The sequence below is a fragment of the Brucella tritici genome, from assembly GCF_902825325.1.
Taxonomy (GTDB): domain Bacteria; phylum Pseudomonadota; class Alphaproteobacteria; order Rhizobiales; family Rhizobiaceae; genus Brucella.
This window is the reverse complement of the sequence record NZ_CADEAR010000006.1, coordinates 108518-123330: the sequence shown is the minus strand read 5'-3', so window position 1 is coordinate 123330 and position 14813 is coordinate 108518. Positions and strand designations below refer to the sequence as shown.

The following is a 14813-nucleotide window of genomic DNA, read 5'->3' as shown; positions in this document are numbered from 1 at the left end:
CGTTCCGTTTGACAGGAACCGCTTCAGATTAGCGAAACATAGTATCCAAAGAATAAATGCTGCGAATTGATGGCGCGACTCATATTCGCGCCATCACATCCTTTTGACCAAGGTTAATGCTCGTGATCGCAGGCACCTTCAATGGCCAGCGATATATCGCCGTTCTCGGCAATAATCTGCCGATAAAAACAGGAGCGGCGACCCGTATGGCAGGTTGGTCCGTCGCCCGCGACACGCACTTTCAGCCAAAGCGCATCCTGATCGCAATCCGTGCGCAACTCGACAACACTTTGCAGATTGCCCGACGTCTCGCCCTTCTTCCAGAGTGTGGACCGCGAGCGTGACCAGTAATGCGCAATTCCCGTTTCGAGGGTAAGGCGCAGCGCTTCCTCGTTCATATGGGCAACCATCAGCAATTCGCCGTCACGCGCATCGGTTACGACGGCGGTGATGAGACCCGAAGCATCAAAGCGCGGCATGAATGCCGCGCCTTCTTCAATGGCCTTCTTGTCGGAAGGCTGTGCAGGAAAGAAGCTCATTGTCTGCCGTTTATCTGCGGGTCAAGGTCATGAAACGAACCTGTTCCTCCGCATTCACCTGCATTTCGCCGGTAAAGGTGGTGGTGATGGTCGTCGAACCCTGCTTGCGAATGCCGCGCATGGCCATGCACATATGTTCTGCCTCGATCATGACGGCGACGCCACGTGGCTTCAAAATGCGCTGGATGCTGTCGGCGATTTGCGCGGTGATGCTTTCCTGCGTCTGCAGGCGGCGCGCAAAAATATCCACGACGCGCGCAATCTTGGAAAGGCCCACCACTTTGTGATCAGGCAGATAGGCAACATGCGCCTTGCCAATGATCGGCACCATATGGTGCTCGCAATGCGAATGGAACGAAATGTCTTTCACCAGGACAAGATCATTATAGCCGCCGACTTCCTCGAACACCGTGCCGAGGACTTCTTCCGGGCTTTCCGTATAGCCTGCGAACAGTTCCTTATAGGCCTTGGCAACGCGCTTCGGCGTTTCCAGAAGACCTTCACGCTCCGGGTCGTCTCCGGCCCAAAGCAAAAGCGTGCGTACGGCTGCTTCTGCATCGGCCTGCGTCGGCTTGCCATGCAAAAGAGTTACATCTGCCTGCTTGTTTGGCAGGCCGGATTCGTCATCTTCTTTGAGGATGCGAGCGTCCATCAGTATTCTCCAGTAGTCTCCTTCAAGGAGGAGACGAGTTAAACGGACAATACAACGATGCGCTTTGCGAGCGGGCGATGTATTGATTCGGCGCTTGAGGCCACCGGACAGGTTTTCGTGCGACTGCCCCCGGGGTCTGTGCTAATGTTACCCATGGCGCAGACGCTACCTGCCTATTATATAGACAATAAATTGCAACTTCAAACCGCAGCCGGACGACAAATTTATGTTTTTCTCCGGCAGAGCGGAAGGTTCGCCTCCATGATCGATGATATTTATAACAAACGTATTCTGGAATTCGCCGGAAACATGGAGCGTCTGGGACGTCTTCCTGAACCAGATGCAGTTGCCAAGGTGCATTCCAAGCTGTGCGGGTCGACCGTTACCGTCTATCTTAAAATGGCTGACGGTATCGTGACGGATTTCGCGCATGAGGTGAAAGCCTGCGCGCTTGGGCAGGCTTCTTCCTCGGTCATGGCGCGCAACATCATCGGTGCTTCAGCGGAAGAACTGAAAGCGGTTCGCGATGAGATGTACAAAATGCTGAAGGAAGATGGCCCGGCGCCGGAAGGACGTTTCGCCGACCTGAAATATTTCGAGCCCGTTCGCGAATACAAAGCCCGCCACGCCTCCACATTGCTTACTTTCGACGCGGTTGTCGATTGCATCCGGCAGATCGAGGAAAAGGCCAAAGCTGCCTGATGTGTTCTTGCGGCAAGGATCACACCGGCGAGGGCGCGCGGAAGCGCTATAGCCGGAATTTCACCGCCCCCTGGCGCAAGACGCCGGGGAGGGTGATCGGCACTTCGTTCGTGCGATTCTATCAGGTGACATTGTCGTCTCTCATCGGCAATTCCTGCCGCCATCTGCCGACCTGTTCCGAATATGCCTATGAAGCCATTGCCCGCCATGGCCTTTGGAGCGGCGGATGGATGGGATTTTTTCGCGTCATGCGTTGCGGGCCTTTCGGAACCCACGGTTTCGATCCGGTGCCGCATGCACTCTCCAGCGATCTCAAATGGTATCTGCCCTGGCGGTATTGGCGCTGCTCGGCAACTTAGGGCGCGATACGCCTATGAGAACCGTCTTCCGGTTTCCCCGAAATATCCGCAGCTGTGAATTCAGACAGTTTTTTGTTAGCTGATTATAATTCATTAAGGATATCAACGTTTCATTGAGAATTGGAATTTAAGGCAGTGCTGTGGTCTTTTTCGGGCCGCAATTTGCCTGCATGTCCCCCCCGGCGTCCTTATTCCTGTGAGCTGTTATGCTGAAATCATCGCCCCGCCTTTCGCGTTTTGTTGCATCCCTTGCGTTCGGTGCGAGTGTGCTTTGTACGTCTGCGGCGATGGCGAACACGTCCTGGGTTGTCTTCGATGCTGATAGCGGGCGAATCCTTGGACAGGACGATGCCAATGTGCAGCGCGCACCTGCTTCGCTCGCCAAGATGATGACGCTTTATCTCGCCTTTGAAGGTCTCAAGACCGGCACGTTGCATTGGGACGATGCAATGCCTGTGTCGAAAAATGCGTCTGCGAAAGTTCGCATGAAGCTCTGGCTGAAGCCGGGGGAAACGATCACAGTCCGCGATGCGATCAATGGCATGATCATCGTTTCGGCCAATGATGCGGCGACGGTCATGGGCGAATATATCGCCGGATCGGAAGCGGCTTTTGGCCGATTGATGACGCAGCGTGCGCGCCAAATCGGCATGAAGAGCACTTTCTTTGTCAATCCGTCGGGGCTGACGGCGAAGTCAACGCAGCTTACGACTGCCCGCGACATGGCTGTGCTTGGCATGTCGTTGCGCCGTGATTTTCCGGATCAATATGCACTGTTTTCGCAACGCTCCTTCACCTTCCGTGACCGGGTTCGCAACGGCCACAACAATCTGATGTACCGCTATGGCGGCGTTGACGGCATCAAGACGGGTTATACGGATGTATCCGGTTATAACCTCGTTTCATCTGCCGTCATCAACGACAAGCACCTCGTCGGCGTCGTTCTCGGCGCTGGATCGGCGCGGCAGCGCGACGACCAGATGGCGAAACTGCTCACACGGTTCGGCACGGAGGGCACTGAGGCCACGGGACAGCTCGTTGCAATGGCCAAGCCACAGCCTGTCGCAAAGCAGGTAGCTCCGGCCCAGCCAAAGGCTGATGCAGTCGCCGACCTGATCGACGATTCTCGTATCGAGCAGGGCGATGGCGGCTTCCTGATTGCTTCTGCCGCCGCCGGTGCATCGGCCTGGACGATCCAGCTTGGCGCTCCTCCGACAGTTGCCGGAGCAAAGGAGCTGCTGGCCAAGTATCGTCCGGCGGTTGACAAGGTGGCGCCGGGTTTGAAGGCTGAAATTTCTCCCGCTGAAAAGCGCCGCAAGGTCTATCGCGCGCGTTTTTCCGGTTTCAAGGATTCGGCTTCCGCCGAAAAGGCATGCGCTCAGCTGAAGCAGCAGAAGATCGACTGTCTTCCGATCCGGAAATGATTCTATCCTTTTCCCGTCAACAGGCGCGACCTGACGCTGTCAGTCTGTCGCGCTTTACTGGCTGGGCAAAAAAGACTAGAACCCAACCTTCATTTTCATACGCATGAACCCACCCGCAATCGTTGGCGGGACTGGATAAGGATTATTAGAATGTCGAATACCGTTTCCATGCAATTTCCCGATGGCTCTGTGCGTGAATACGATGCGTCGATGACCGGCGCGGGCCTCGCGGAATCGATTTCCAAATCTCTTGCTAAAAAAGCTGTTGCCTATGCCGTCGATGGCACCGTGCGCGATCTTTCTGATCCTCTCGGCGCTTCCGGCAAGATTGAGATTCTGACCCGCGAAGACCCGCGCGCGCTTGAGCTCATTCGTCACGATACGGCGCACGTACTGGCAGAAGCCGTGCAGGAGCTCTTTCCGGGCACGCAGGTTACCATTGGTCCCGTCATCGAAAACGGCTTCTACTACGACTTTGCGCGCAATGAGCCATTCACGCCCGACGATCTTCCGGTGATCGAAAAGAAGATGCGCGAGATCATTCAGCGCAACAAGCCTTTTACCAAGGAAGTCTGGTCGCGTGAAAAGGCCAAGCAGGTTTTTGCTGACAAGGGCGAGAACTACAAGGTCGAGCTGGTGGAAGCTATTCCTGCCGGGCAGGACCTCAAGATTTACTATCAGGGCGACTGGTTCGATTTGTGCCGTGGCCCGCACATGGCCTCAACGGGTCAGATCGGCAATTCCTTCAAGCTCATGAAGGTCGCCGGTGCTTACTGGCGCGGTGATTCCAACAATCCGATGTTGACCCGCATCTACGGCACTGCTTTCGCCAACGACAATGATCTTCAAGCCTATCTCCATATGCTTGAAGAAGCCGAAAAGCGCGATCACCGCCGCCTCGGTCGTGAAATGGATTTGTTCCATTTCCAGGAAGAGGGACCGGGCGTCGTGTTCTGGCACGCCAAGGGCTGGAAGATGTTCCAGAATCTGGTGAGCTATATGCGTCGCCGCCTCGATAGCCATGGCTATCAGGAAGTGAATGCGCCGCAGGTGCTGGACAAGTCGCTCTGGGAAACCTCGGGTCACTGGGGCTGGTATCGCGACAACATGTTCAAGGTGACTGTCGCCGGTGACGAAACCGACGATGATCGCGTGTTTGCGTTGAAGCCGATGAACTGCCCTGGCCATGTGATGATCTTCAAGCATGGCCTCAAGTCCTACCGCGATCTTCCGATCAAGCTTGCGGAATTTGGCAATGTTCACCGCTACGAGCCTTCGGGTGCATTGCATGGCTTGATGCGCGTGCGCGGCTTTACGCAGGACGATGCGCACATCTTCTGCACCGAAGAGCAGATGGCCGCGGAATGCCTGCGTATCAACGACCTGATCCTATCGGTCTACAAGGATTTCGGTTTCGAAGAGATCACCATCAAGCTATCGACCCGTCCTGAAAAGCGCGTCGGTTCGGATGAGCTCTGGGATCGTGCCGAAAGCGTGATGATGTCTGTGCTGGAAAAGATTCAGCAGCAGTCCAACAACATCAAGACCGGCATTTTGCCGGGCGAGGGTGCGTTCTACGGTCCGAAATTTGAATATACGCTGAGGGACGCTATCGGCCGTGAATGGCAGTGCGGCACCACGCAGGTGGACTTCAACCTGCCGGAACGCTTCGGCGCCTTCTATATCGACAAGGATTCGGAAAAGCGTCAGCCGGTGATGATCCACCGCGCAATCTGCGGCTCGATGGAGCGCTTCCTCGGTATCCTGATCGAAAACTTCGCCGGTCACATGCCGCTGTGGTTTGCTCCGGTGCAGGTCGTCGTTGCCACGATCACCTCGGATGCAGACGAATATGCAGCGGAGGCTGCAGCCAAGCTGAAAGCCGCTGGACTGCAGGTTGCGACCGATCTGCGCAACGAGAAGATCAACTACAAGGTTCGTGAGCATTCGTTGCAGAAGGTTCCGGTGATCCTCGTCTGCGGCAAGCGCGAAGCCGAAGAAAACACGGTCAATATGCGCCGTCTCGGTTCAAGGGATCAGGAATCCATGACGCTCGACGAAGCCATCGCGCGGCTGGTGGAAGAGGCGACCCCGCCCGATCTGCTCCGGCTCAAGAACGGTAACTGATAATAAAAAGGCCGCGCACCACGCGGCCTTTTGCTTTTGCAGATAGCTTGTTTCAATCCATGCTGTCTTGCACAGATTCGGATTCGCCATTGGCAACGACTTCGACTTCCTCATTCTTGCCGGATGAAACCTTGAAATCTCGCTGATAGATGCGGTCCTTGTTCTTGGCGACAGCAACATAATCGCCTTCGATAAGTACCATCGATGAATAAGCGCCAGCGCTTTCGCGCACCACATCGCCGGAAGCATTCAGGATGGACCAGGACGTATCGGCAAGTGCTTCGCCGCCGCGCTCGCGTACAAGCTTCAACGTCACTTCCGCGGCGCGATGCTGGACAGTCGCTTCCGTCAGTTTTCCCGCTTCCACACGGATATCGGCCCGAATGGTGGCGTTCGCGGTGCCATAGTTCGAAACAACATGATAGGTGCCGCTGTTGAGGCGAATGACTGTGTTTGGCTTGACGTCGGGCACGATCAGCGAACGATCATTATTGTCTTCGTCGGCATAGATAGAAAAACGCAGGAGATCGTCATTGATCTTGCCGCCGTCCGGCAGAATCGCGCTGAGTTTCATGCCACCTGCATCGAGCATCATTATTTCATGACGGGTCGCATTGCCGACGGTAATGCGCTTGGTGGCTCCGGCGCGCCCATAGGCCACATGCACCAGATAGCTACCCTCCGGCAGATTGAACACAGCGCTACCGCCCTGCGCGCTTGCGATCAACGGCAGTTGACCATCAGCTCCGACATCAGGCGAAAATACGCGCCATACGAGACCTGTCGGAATGTCACCGCCGCTTTCACTCAACCGCGCCTTGAGATCGAGTTCACGTGTCTGGACGAGCGGATTGTTCTCGGGGCTGGACGGGGAGGCGTAAGTGTTCAACGTGGGGAGATTGAGCGTCGGTTGCGGCAAGTCCGGCAGGCCGGTCGTGGTGGTCTGCAACTGTGGGATACTTGTCTGGGGATCAAGGCCCTGAGCCATTGAAGGCATTGCACTGACGGCGAGCAGAACCGCTGTCAAAAACGATCCTCCGCGTAGGGCATTTTTTCTCTTTGGATAAAACAGGTTCAAGCAATCCGACATGCTGTATTTTTGAGCCTATGCGGGTGGCGAATTCAAGGCCAAATCGCTTCCCGTGCTCGCATTTTTCCAACTTCCAGCATTTAATCCATTCCTGAATTTTGACTTTACAGTTCAGATGCAACGGGCGAGAAGAAGCAGCTCCGAATAAGTGGAGCAAGAGAAGCAGCATTTTAATAACGAGGTTAACCGTGGCCCATCCGGTGTTTGACTTTCTGGCGCAGCGCAGTTCCACCCCGATTTCGGTTATTTCCGAGCCAGCTCCCGAGGGTGAGGAACTTGCAGCCTTGCTGAAAGTTGCAGCACGCGTGCCTGACCACGGACGCCTGACGCCCTGGCGTTTCATCCTATATCGCGGCGATGCACGGCTGAAAGTCGGCGAGTATCTGGCTCAACGCGCCGAAGAAATTGAAGGCCCAATGCCGGAAGGACGGAAAGAAAAGGAGCTGACACGCTTTTCACGCGCGCCGCTCGTTGTCGGCGTGGTGTCATCGCCGGTTGCGCACGAACGCATTCCTGAATGGGAGCAGTTCCTTTCGGCAGGCGCTGTCGCGATGAACCTGTGCACTGCTGCCAGCGCGCTTGGATATGCCAGCAACTGGATTACAAACTGGTATTCAGATGACGCACCCGCCCGCGCTTTTCTGGGACTGGCGCCCAATGAACGTGTTGCGGGTTTCGTTCATATCGGAACGGCAGCAAACAAGATGCCGGAACGCCCAAGGGCCGATATGGACAAGATCGTGACTGAATATTCCGGCCCATGGACGCAAGCTTAGAGTCGACTCCAACAAGACTTGCTAATCAACGGATAAACATATGTTTTATGAACCAAGGGAAGGGCACCCGCTGCCCCATAATCCGTTCAAGGCAATTGTTGCCCCGCGCCCCATTGGCTGGATCGGGACGCAGTCGAAAGAGGGCGCGGTCAATCTCGCGCCCTACTCCTTCTTCAACGCGATCTGCGACACGCCGCCGATGGTTATGTTTTCATCGAGCGGCGCGAAGGACAGTGTTTCGTTCATCGAGGAAACCGGCGAGTTCACGGCAAATCTGGTGAGCGATCATTTGAGAACCCAGATGAATGCGTCATCCGTCAATGCGCCTCGCGGGATCAGCGAGTTTGAATATGCCGGGCTCACCAGGGCACCAAGCAGGCTTATAGCAGCGCCGCGCGTCAAGGAAGCTTATGCCGCGCTTGAATGTGTGGCGGTGGAAATCAAGCGATTGCAGGACAAAGAGGGCAGGCCGACCGACAATTACATGGTGATTGGTGAAGTCGTCGGTGTGCATATCGATGAACAGGTTCTGACTGATGGTCTCATCGATATTGCGAAAGCGAGACCGGTCAGCAGGCTCGGTTATATGGATTTCGCAACAACGGAAAGCGTCTATCAGATGTTCCGCCCAAAATGGGAAGATGAAAAATAAGGCAATTGAGCATTCCAGCAAAAGTGTGAAACGGTTTTGCGTCCGGAAATGCGTAAAAACAAATAGTTAGAGGCCTTTTTTCTTTGCTTCACCCCAGATTGCTTCCATTTCATCGAGGGTCGCGGCATCAAGATCGCTTCCGGTTTCATCGAGCGTCTTTTCGATGAAATGGAACCGCCGCTTGAATTTCTCATTGGCGGCGACGAGTGCAGTTTCTGCATCGATCTCAAGATGGCGGCCAAGATTGACCATGGCAAACAAAAGGTCGCCATATTCCTCTTCGATATCCGCACGTTCCTTCGCCGCCATGGCTTCCTTAAGCTCTGCGGTTTCCTCGGCGATCTTGTCGAGGATCGGTGCTGCCTCAGACCAGTCGAAGCCGACTTTCGCGGCTTTCTGCTGGAGCTTCAACGCACGAAGAAGGGCAGGGAAGGCCTGTGGAATATCGTCCAGAAAGCCGTTCTTTTCGATCGTTTCCAGCCCGAGTTTCGAGCGCCGTTCGGCTCTTTCGGCTTTTTCTTCGGCCTTGATGCGATTCCACGAGCCCTTGGCCATGCCTGCACTTCTGGCTTCAGCGTCGCCAAAGACATGCGGATGCCGCCTGATCATCTTATGCGTGATGGCTTCCACGACATCACCGAAAGCAAAGCTGCCCTGTTCTTCGGCCATGCGTGAATGGAACACCACTTGCAACAGCAGATCGCCAAGCTCTTCGCGCAGATCATCCATATCGTTGCGCTCTATGGCATCGAGGACTTCGTAAGTTTCCTCAAGCGTATAGGGCATGATAGATTCGAAACTCTGCTCTACATCCCACGGACAGCCAGTTTCAGGATCGCGGAGCGCTGCCATGATTTCCAGAAGGCGATCAATATTGCGGGATGGTTTCATCATCGCTCCGTCAAACTTGGCTGATCTACTGCAACCATTCAAGAGAATCGCACCGTGTGGCTTGAAGTCTGTTACTGATTTTGCATAGTCAGCCGGGGATCGCACATCGGGGCGGTATGTTCAACAAGCGGATACATAAACGATGACAATTCTTGTGACTGGCGGCGCTGGCTATATCGGCTCGCACACCTGCGTTCAGCTCATCGAGGCAGGCCACGACGTCGTTGTGGTCGATAATTTTGACAACAGCCACCCGGAAGCCCTGCATCGCATCGAAAAGATTACCGGGCGTCCGCCGCGCCGCGAAGCGGGTGACATCCGTGATCGCGCCTTTCTGGAACAGGTGATCCGGCATCATAAATGCACTGCCGTCATTCACTTTGCAGGTCTGAAAGCCGTTGGAGAATCGAGCGAAAAGCCGATGCTCTATTATGATTGCAATGTGGTGGGTACGCTCCGCCTGCTGCAAGCGATGGAAGCCACCGGCGTCAAGACACTGGTTTTCAGCTCGTCGGCCACGGTCTATGGCGATCCGCAAAAACTGCCGATTACCGAAGACCAGCCGCTAACGGCAACAAACCCCTATGGCCGTACCAAGCTGGTCATCGAAGACATGCTTCGCGATATTTATAATGGCGATAATAGCTGGAAGATTGCCATCCTGCGGTATTTCAACCCGGTTGGTGCGCATGAGAGCGGCCTGATCGGCGAAGATCCGAAAGGTATCCCGAACAATCTCATGCCGATCATCGCGCAGGTTGCCACCGGCCGTCGCGAGAAACTGAATGTCTGGGGCAATGATTATCCAACGCCTGATGGCACCGGCGTTCGCGACTATATCCATGTGGTGGATCTGGCTGCCGGTCACCTGAAAGCGCTCAAGAAGCTCGATGAGCCGCAGTGCTTCTCGGTCAATTTGGGTACGGGGCAGGGCTATAGCGTTCTCGATGTGGTCAAGGCATTCGAACATGTTTCGAATCGCGAGATCAAATACGAGATTGCACCACGCCGTCCGGGCGATGTGGCAGAATGCTACGCTGATCCGAGTTTTGCTCGCGATTTCCTGGGCTGGTCGGCAGAGAAGAACCTGCGCGAAATGTGCCAGGATATGTGGCATTGGCAATCGAAGAATCCCAACGGCTACGAGTGAACCAAATCGGGCCGAAATAACCGTATGAATGAAGCGGGCGCCGCGTTCCACGGTGCCTGCAAGATTGGACGATATGATGCGCTTCCTGCCTGATAAATTCACCAGCATGCTGATCGTGACCATTCTGATTGCGTCGGTGCTTCCCGTGCACGGTGAATTTGCAGATTGGTTCGCACTGGCGACGAAATTCGCAGTCGGGCTTTTGTTCTTCCTGCATGGCGCCCGGCTGTCTCGCGAGGCTGTAGTTGCAGGTATAACGCACTGGAGACTGCATCTGGCAGTCCTCTCGTCGACGTTCATCCTGTTTCCGATCCTCGGTCTGGTAGCAGGCTGGACCATTCCCGGCTTGTCACAGTCGGCTTTCTACACAGGAATCCTCTTTCTCTGTGTTCTGCCTTCGACGGTCCAGTCGTCCATCGCCTTCACGTCAATTGCAGGCGGCAATGTCTCAGCCGCAATCGTATCGGCGTCAGCATCGAACATTTTCGGCATGTTTCTCACACCGCTCCTGGTTGGCCTGTTGTTCGCTGTCAAAGGCGGCGGCGGAATATCGATCGACGCGCTGGAATCCATTCTGTTGCAACTGCTCGCACCGTTCGTGCTCGGGCAGATTCTGCAGCCATGGATTGGCAATTTCATGCGCCGCCATAGCAAGGCGCTCGGCTTTGTTGATCGCGGCTCGATCCTGATGGTGGTTTATCTGGCCTTCAGCGAAGCCGTGGTCGAAGGGCTTTGGCGTACCGTTTCATGGGATGATCTCGGCATGATGGTCGGCGTCAATATTATCCTGCTGGTCGCTGTCCTGCTCGCCACCTGGTACGGCAGCAAATGGCTTGGGTTCAATCGTTCGGACCGCATTACGATCATGTTTTGCGGATCAAAGAAGAGCCTAGCCAGCGGTGCGCCGATGGCAAGCGCGATTTTTGCCGGCGCAAATGTTGGCAGCATTGTTCTGCCTTTGATGCTCTTTCACCAGATTCAGCTTATGGCCTGTGCCGTGATCGCGCGAAAGCTTGCGGACCATAAGGGGCATGACGAACGCGTCACGGCCGCTGCGGAATAGGCAACGTTTTTCGATATAAGCGGAACCGCCTGCGACGTTTGCCGGATCAGCGTAGGAAACGGGGAGGGACATTCTTCCTGCTCTACGCTTTCGAATGTCGTTTGAACTAAAAATTCCGATTTTACAAATAGTTACATGCCGCACCTAACAGGTGACGGACAGAAGAAGGGCCTATCTTCATGGCTGAAAACGACAAACCGGCTTTTGATCAGGAAGCGCTTGCAGAAGCCTATAACCGGGCACTCGCGCTGGAAAAAGCTGGGGATTTCGATGCGGCTGCCAAGGCCTATGAAAACGTTTTGCGTATCGATCCCGATGATCACGGAGGCGCTGCAGTGCGGCTTGCCAGCATGGGACGTGGAGCGGTGCCACTCAAGGCGCCGGATGCCTATGTGTCGACGCTTTTCGATCAGCATGCAGAGATGTTCGATACGATCCTCGTTGATCAGCTCGGTTACGACGTTCCGTTGCAGCTGCGCGAAATGCTCCTTGAGATGAATGAAGAGTTTTTCGCAGAACGTATGCTTGATCTGGGTTGCGGCACTGGTCTGTCTGCCGACGCGCTCGATGATATGGCTGAGCATAAAACCGGCGTCGATATTTCAGAGAACATGATCGAAGTGGCTTACGAGAAAGGTGATTATCAGGCACTGTTCGTTGGCGAGGCCGTGCGCTTCCTCGAAACTACCGATGAAACGGATTGGGACCTGATCATCGCCACTGATGTTCTTCCTTATATGGGCGAGCTCGACAAGTTCTTCGCAGGTGTTGCTGCGCATCTGTCGTCGGGTGGACATTTCGGATTTTCCAGCGAGACGCTCGACGATACGCGGCTGGCCGGGCGTGCATTCATGGTTGGAGACTATCAGCGCTTTGCACATGCACAATCCTATGTGCGTGCAATGCTCGACAATCACGGAATGGATTGTGTGCGTTGCGAAGATATTGTCGTGCGCAGCGAACAAGGATCACCAGTTCCAGGCCATCTCTATATCGCTCGGCGCCGCTAGGGCCTTTGGTTGCCAACTCAGGGCTCGTATTGAGCCTTGAAGAAGCTCTGCTATTCACAAGGCCGCCAATTCAACGTCGGATTTATATTGGGTAGTTCCATAATCTATCTTATGTGATCAATACGTATCATCGAGCATCAGCCGTTTATATCCTGCCCCTCATGTCAATTGGACCGTGCGGCAGCGTGCTTTGCATCGTTGATTTCAATCATTTCGAAGAATCGTACGACGTGAGAAATACACTCCGTATCAGGGCAATCTGTCTTGGTATCTAAGACCAAAGCATGCGTGTGCTGGCGGTTCATATGCGCTATTACCCGGGCGGCGGCGTATTTCGCAAATGGTCGGTAGCAGTATCTTGCTTTCGAGACGGCGAGCGCCATTTCCGGCTCAAGCCCGAATGGGAAGGCCCGAATGGGAAGGCCCGATGGGAAGGAAGGTAGATTTAAAGATGTTGGAAGCACGTATTCGAAACACTTCGCTTCGAGACAAGATCATTACCGCGGAGCAAGCCGCAAGCCTTATCCAGGACGGCATGATCGTCGGCATGAGCGGGTTTACCCGCGCTGGCGACGCCAAGGCTGTGCCGGTTGCCATGGCCGCCCGTGCCGCAACGGACCCCTTCAAGATCACGCTGATTACCGGAGCATCGCTCGGTCACGATGTTGACAAGCTTCTCACCGAAGCCCACGTGCTCTCACGGCGTATGCCGTTTCAGGTCGACAGAACCCTGCGTGCCGCCATCAATCGCGGCGAAGTGATGTTCATAGACCAGCATCTTTCCGAAACTGTCGAGCAATTGCGCTCGAACCAGATCGGGCCCATCGATTACGCTGTCGTTGAGGCCCTTGCCATTACCGAAAGCGGAGGGATCATTCCCACGACATCGATCGGCAACTCGGCAAGTTTTGCCATTTTGGCTGAAAAGGTGATCGTTGAAGTAAATCTCAACCAGCCCATGGCCCTTGAAGGTCTGCACGACATCTATATTCCGACGAAGCGCCCTTCCCGCGATCCGATACCGGTCACGGCATGCGATAGCCGGGTCGGCCTGCCCTATATTCCGATCCCGCCGGAAAAGATCGCAGGCATCGTCATCACGCAGGAGAATGACAGCGCATCCACTGTGGAGCCGGCCGACGGCGAAACCATCGCAATTGCTGGCCATCTGATCGAATTTCTGATGCAGGAAGTGGCCGCCGGACGTCTCGACCTGACGCTGAACCCGCTTCAGGCCGGTATCGGCACCATTGCGAACGCCGTGTTGAATGGCTTTGGGGATAGCCCGTTCCATAATCTGCGCATGTATAGCGAAGTGCTGCAGGACAGCACTTTCGATCTCTTCGATGCCGGAAAGCTCGACTTTGCATCCGGATCGTCAATCACGCTCAGTCCCGCCTGTGGAGAGCGGGTCTTCAATAATATCGACCGTTACCGAGACAAGCTCATTCTGCGCCCGCAGGAAATCAGCAATCATCCAGAAGTCATCCGCCGTCTCGGCATTATCGGCATCAATACAGCGCTGGAATTCGACATTTACGGCAATGTGAACTCCACGCATGTCGATGGCACACATATGATGAACGGGATCGGTGGGTCCGGCGACTTTGCCCGTAACGCCTTCATTTCAATCTTCGTCACCAAGTCCGAAGCCAAGAACGGCGCCATATCCTCTGTCGTTCCCATGGTCACGCATGTCGACCATACGGAACATGACGTGGACATTCTGGTAACGGAACAGGGCCTTGCCGATCTACGCGGCCTCGCCCCGCGTGAACGCGCACGTGTCATCATCGACAATTGCGCACATCCGGATTATCGCCCGCACCTCAACGATTATTTCGACCGTGCATGCACGCGTGGCGGGCATACACCTCATCTGATCGAAGAAGCCTTCAGCTGGCATCAGCGCCGCCGCGAGACGGGCAGTATGCGCAGCTGATTATCTGGAATGTCTTGCGTTGTTCGGCGCCAGCTTGATTTAAGTTCTTGCTTATAAAGCGGAACATTCTTTTCCTTGGGACGTTAACCGGCACATTGTTTTTGGATTGGAAACGATGTGCCGGCAGCAAGAGCCCTGCTCTTCTTTCGGTTTGAACGGGCTCAATCAGACGGCGCGGAGGAACGGCCGTCGGTGAGCAACGCAACCCAAGTTCCGGGAAGGATCAGACCGCCTATGTCCATCCTCATCAGCCTTCTGATAACAATTCTTGTTATCTTCCTCGTGCTTTATCTCATCAACATGCTGCCTCTCGACGCCAAGGTCAAACAGATCGCTCAAGTTATCGTGATCATAATTGGTATAATTTCACTGCTGAAATATCTGGCGGTCTTCTGATTGAAGACAATAACAGTTAAGAATCCCGGAGTTTCGGGCA

Annotated in this window: 15 protein-coding genes; 11 read left to right on the top strand and 4 right to left on the bottom strand. The window is 54.8% G+C overall.

What is annotated here, in order from left to right; all coding sequences use genetic code 11:
• Nucleotides 1–113: 113 nt before the first annotated feature.
• Nucleotides 114–539 carry a phosphoribosyl-AMP cyclohydrolase gene (gene hisI / locus HWX93_RS10515; protein ID WP_176037341.1) on the bottom strand — a complete coding sequence of 142 codons (426 nt, stop codon included), beginning with the start codon at nucleotides 537–539 and terminating at the stop codon, nucleotides 114–116.
• Between the two features lie 10 nt (nucleotides 540–549).
• Nucleotides 550–1191: a GTP cyclohydrolase I FolE gene (folE, locus tag HWX93_RS10510; protein ID WP_006466810.1), complete on the bottom strand. Its 642-nt coding sequence runs from the start codon at nucleotides 1189–1191 to the stop codon at nucleotides 550–552.
• A 261-nt stretch (nucleotides 1192–1452) separates the two neighbouring features.
• On the opposite strand from folE, the gene HWX93_RS10505 reads away from it, so the two are divergent.
• The 4 genes from HWX93_RS10505 (at nucleotide 1453) to thrS (ending at nucleotide 5803) form a co-directional block, all read left to right on the top strand.
• On the top strand, nucleotides 1453–1893 hold the full coding sequence (locus HWX93_RS10505) for an iron-sulfur cluster assembly scaffold protein (RefSeq protein ID WP_109987852.1): 441 nt from the start codon (nucleotides 1453–1455) through the stop codon (nucleotides 1891–1893).
• Nucleotides 1893–2252, top strand: coding sequence for a membrane protein insertion efficiency factor YidD (gene yidD / locus HWX93_RS10500; RefSeq protein WP_176037340.1), 360 nt, complete (start codon nucleotides 1893–1895; stop codon nucleotides 2250–2252). Before HWX93_RS10505 ends, yidD begins: the two co-directional genes overlap by 1 nt.
• A 206-nt stretch (nucleotides 2253–2458) precedes the next feature.
• A complete protein-coding gene (locus HWX93_RS10495) occupies nucleotides 2459–3676 on the top strand; it encodes a D-alanyl-D-alanine carboxypeptidase (protein ID WP_176037339.1) in 1218 nt (405 codons plus the stop codon).
• Between the two features lie 150 nt (nucleotides 3677–3826).
• Entirely contained in the window at nucleotides 3827–5803 is a 1977-nt protein-coding gene (gene thrS / locus HWX93_RS10490) for a threonine--tRNA ligase (RefSeq protein WP_176037338.1), read from the top strand.
• A gap of 52 nt (nucleotides 5804–5855) precedes the next feature.
• On the opposite strand, the gene HWX93_RS10485 is transcribed toward thrS, so the two are convergent.
• Nucleotides 5856–6800 (bottom strand): hypothetical protein, encoded by a 945-nt coding sequence (locus HWX93_RS10485; protein ID WP_419190879.1) that lies wholly within the window; start codon nucleotides 6798–6800, stop codon nucleotides 5856–5858.
• A 281-nt stretch (nucleotides 6801–7081) separates the two neighbouring features.
• Between HWX93_RS10485 and HWX93_RS10480 the strand changes: the two genes are divergently transcribed.
• Together HWX93_RS10480 and HWX93_RS10475 are read left to right on the top strand one after the other, a co-directional pair.
• Nucleotides 7082–7669 carry a nitroreductase family protein gene (locus tag HWX93_RS10480; protein WP_109987858.1) on the top strand — a complete coding sequence of 196 codons (588 nt, stop codon included), beginning with the start codon at nucleotides 7082–7084 and terminating at the stop codon, nucleotides 7667–7669.
• A 40-nt stretch (nucleotides 7670–7709) separates the two neighbouring features.
• Nucleotides 7710–8321 carry a flavin reductase family protein gene (locus HWX93_RS10475; protein WP_109987859.1) on the top strand — a complete coding sequence of 204 codons (612 nt, stop codon included), beginning with the start codon at nucleotides 7710–7712 and terminating at the stop codon, nucleotides 8319–8321.
• 66 nt (nucleotides 8322–8387) lie between these two features.
• Here the strand turns inward: HWX93_RS10475 and mazG are convergent, their stop codons facing one another.
• Nucleotides 8388–9212, bottom strand: a complete 825-nt coding sequence (gene mazG / locus HWX93_RS10470) for a nucleoside triphosphate pyrophosphohydrolase (RefSeq protein ID WP_109987860.1) — start codon at nucleotides 9210–9212, stop codon at nucleotides 8388–8390.
• Between the two features lie 142 nt (nucleotides 9213–9354).
• On the opposite strand from mazG, the gene galE reads away from it, so the two are divergent.
• The 5 genes from galE (at nucleotide 9355) to HWX93_RS10445 (ending at nucleotide 14773) form a co-directional block, all read left to right on the top strand.
• Nucleotides 9355–10362, top strand: a complete 1008-nt coding sequence (gene galE / locus HWX93_RS10465) for a UDP-glucose 4-epimerase GalE (protein ID WP_176037336.1) — start codon at nucleotides 9355–9357, stop codon at nucleotides 10360–10362.
• A 76-nt stretch (nucleotides 10363–10438) separates the two neighbouring features.
• Nucleotides 10439–11425, top strand: coding sequence for a bile acid:sodium symporter family protein (locus HWX93_RS10460; protein ID WP_109987877.1), 987 nt, complete (start codon nucleotides 10439–10441; stop codon nucleotides 11423–11425).
• Between the two features lie 179 nt (nucleotides 11426–11604).
• A complete protein-coding gene (locus HWX93_RS10455; RefSeq protein ID WP_176037335.1) occupies nucleotides 11605–12435 on the top strand; it encodes a class I SAM-dependent DNA methyltransferase in 831 nt (276 codons plus the stop codon).
• Between the two features lie 451 nt (nucleotides 12436–12886).
• The gene (locus HWX93_RS10450) at nucleotides 12887–14377 is read left to right on the top strand and encodes an acetyl-CoA hydrolase/transferase family protein (protein ID WP_176037445.1); all 1491 of its coding nucleotides are present in this window, start codon (nucleotides 12887–12889) and stop codon (nucleotides 14375–14377) included.
• A 234-nt stretch (nucleotides 14378–14611) separates the two neighbouring features.
• Nucleotides 14612–14773: a Thivi_2564 family membrane protein gene (locus HWX93_RS10445; protein WP_010660091.1), complete on the top strand. Its 162-nt coding sequence runs from the start codon at nucleotides 14612–14614 to the stop codon at nucleotides 14771–14773.
• Nucleotides 14774–14813 lie beyond the last annotated feature (40 nt).

Coding starts and splice junctions, on each gene's coding strand:
- hisI (WP_176037341.1), bottom strand. CDS start 539: ATGAGCTTCTTTCCTGCACAGCCTTCCGACAAGAAGGCCATTGAAGAA.
- folE (WP_006466810.1), bottom strand. CDS start 1,191: ATGGACGCTCGCATCCTCAAAGAAGATGACGAATCCGGCCTGCCAAAC.
- HWX93_RS10505 (WP_109987852.1), top strand. CDS start 1,453: ATGATCGATGATATTTATAACAAACGTATTCTGGAATTCGCCGGAAAC.
- yidD (WP_176037340.1), top strand. CDS start 1,893: ATGTGTTCTTGCGGCAAGGATCACACCGGCGAGGGCGCGCGGAAGCGC.
- HWX93_RS10495 (WP_176037339.1), top strand. CDS start 2,459: ATGCTGAAATCATCGCCCCGCCTTTCGCGTTTTGTTGCATCCCTTGCG.
- thrS (WP_176037338.1), top strand. CDS start 3,827: ATGTCGAATACCGTTTCCATGCAATTTCCCGATGGCTCTGTGCGTGAA.
- HWX93_RS10485 (WP_419190879.1), bottom strand. CDS start 6,800: ATGCCTTCAATGGCTCAGGGCCTTGATCCCCAGACAAGTATCCCACAG.
- HWX93_RS10475 (WP_109987859.1), top strand. CDS start 7,710: ATGTTTTATGAACCAAGGGAAGGGCACCCGCTGCCCCATAATCCGTTC.
- mazG (WP_109987860.1), bottom strand. CDS start 9,212: ATGAAACCATCCCGCAATATTGATCGCCTTCTGGAAATCATGGCAGCG.
- galE (WP_176037336.1), top strand. CDS start 9,355: ATGACAATTCTTGTGACTGGCGGCGCTGGCTATATCGGCTCGCACACC.
- HWX93_RS10460 (WP_109987877.1), top strand. CDS start 10,439: ATGCGCTTCCTGCCTGATAAATTCACCAGCATGCTGATCGTGACCATT.
- HWX93_RS10455 (WP_176037335.1), top strand. CDS start 11,605: ATGGCTGAAAACGACAAACCGGCTTTTGATCAGGAAGCGCTTGCAGAA.
- HWX93_RS10450 (WP_176037445.1), top strand. CDS start 12,887: ATGTTGGAAGCACGTATTCGAAACACTTCGCTTCGAGACAAGATCATT.
- HWX93_RS10445 (WP_010660091.1), top strand. CDS start 14,612: ATGTCCATCCTCATCAGCCTTCTGATAACAATTCTTGTTATCTTCCTC.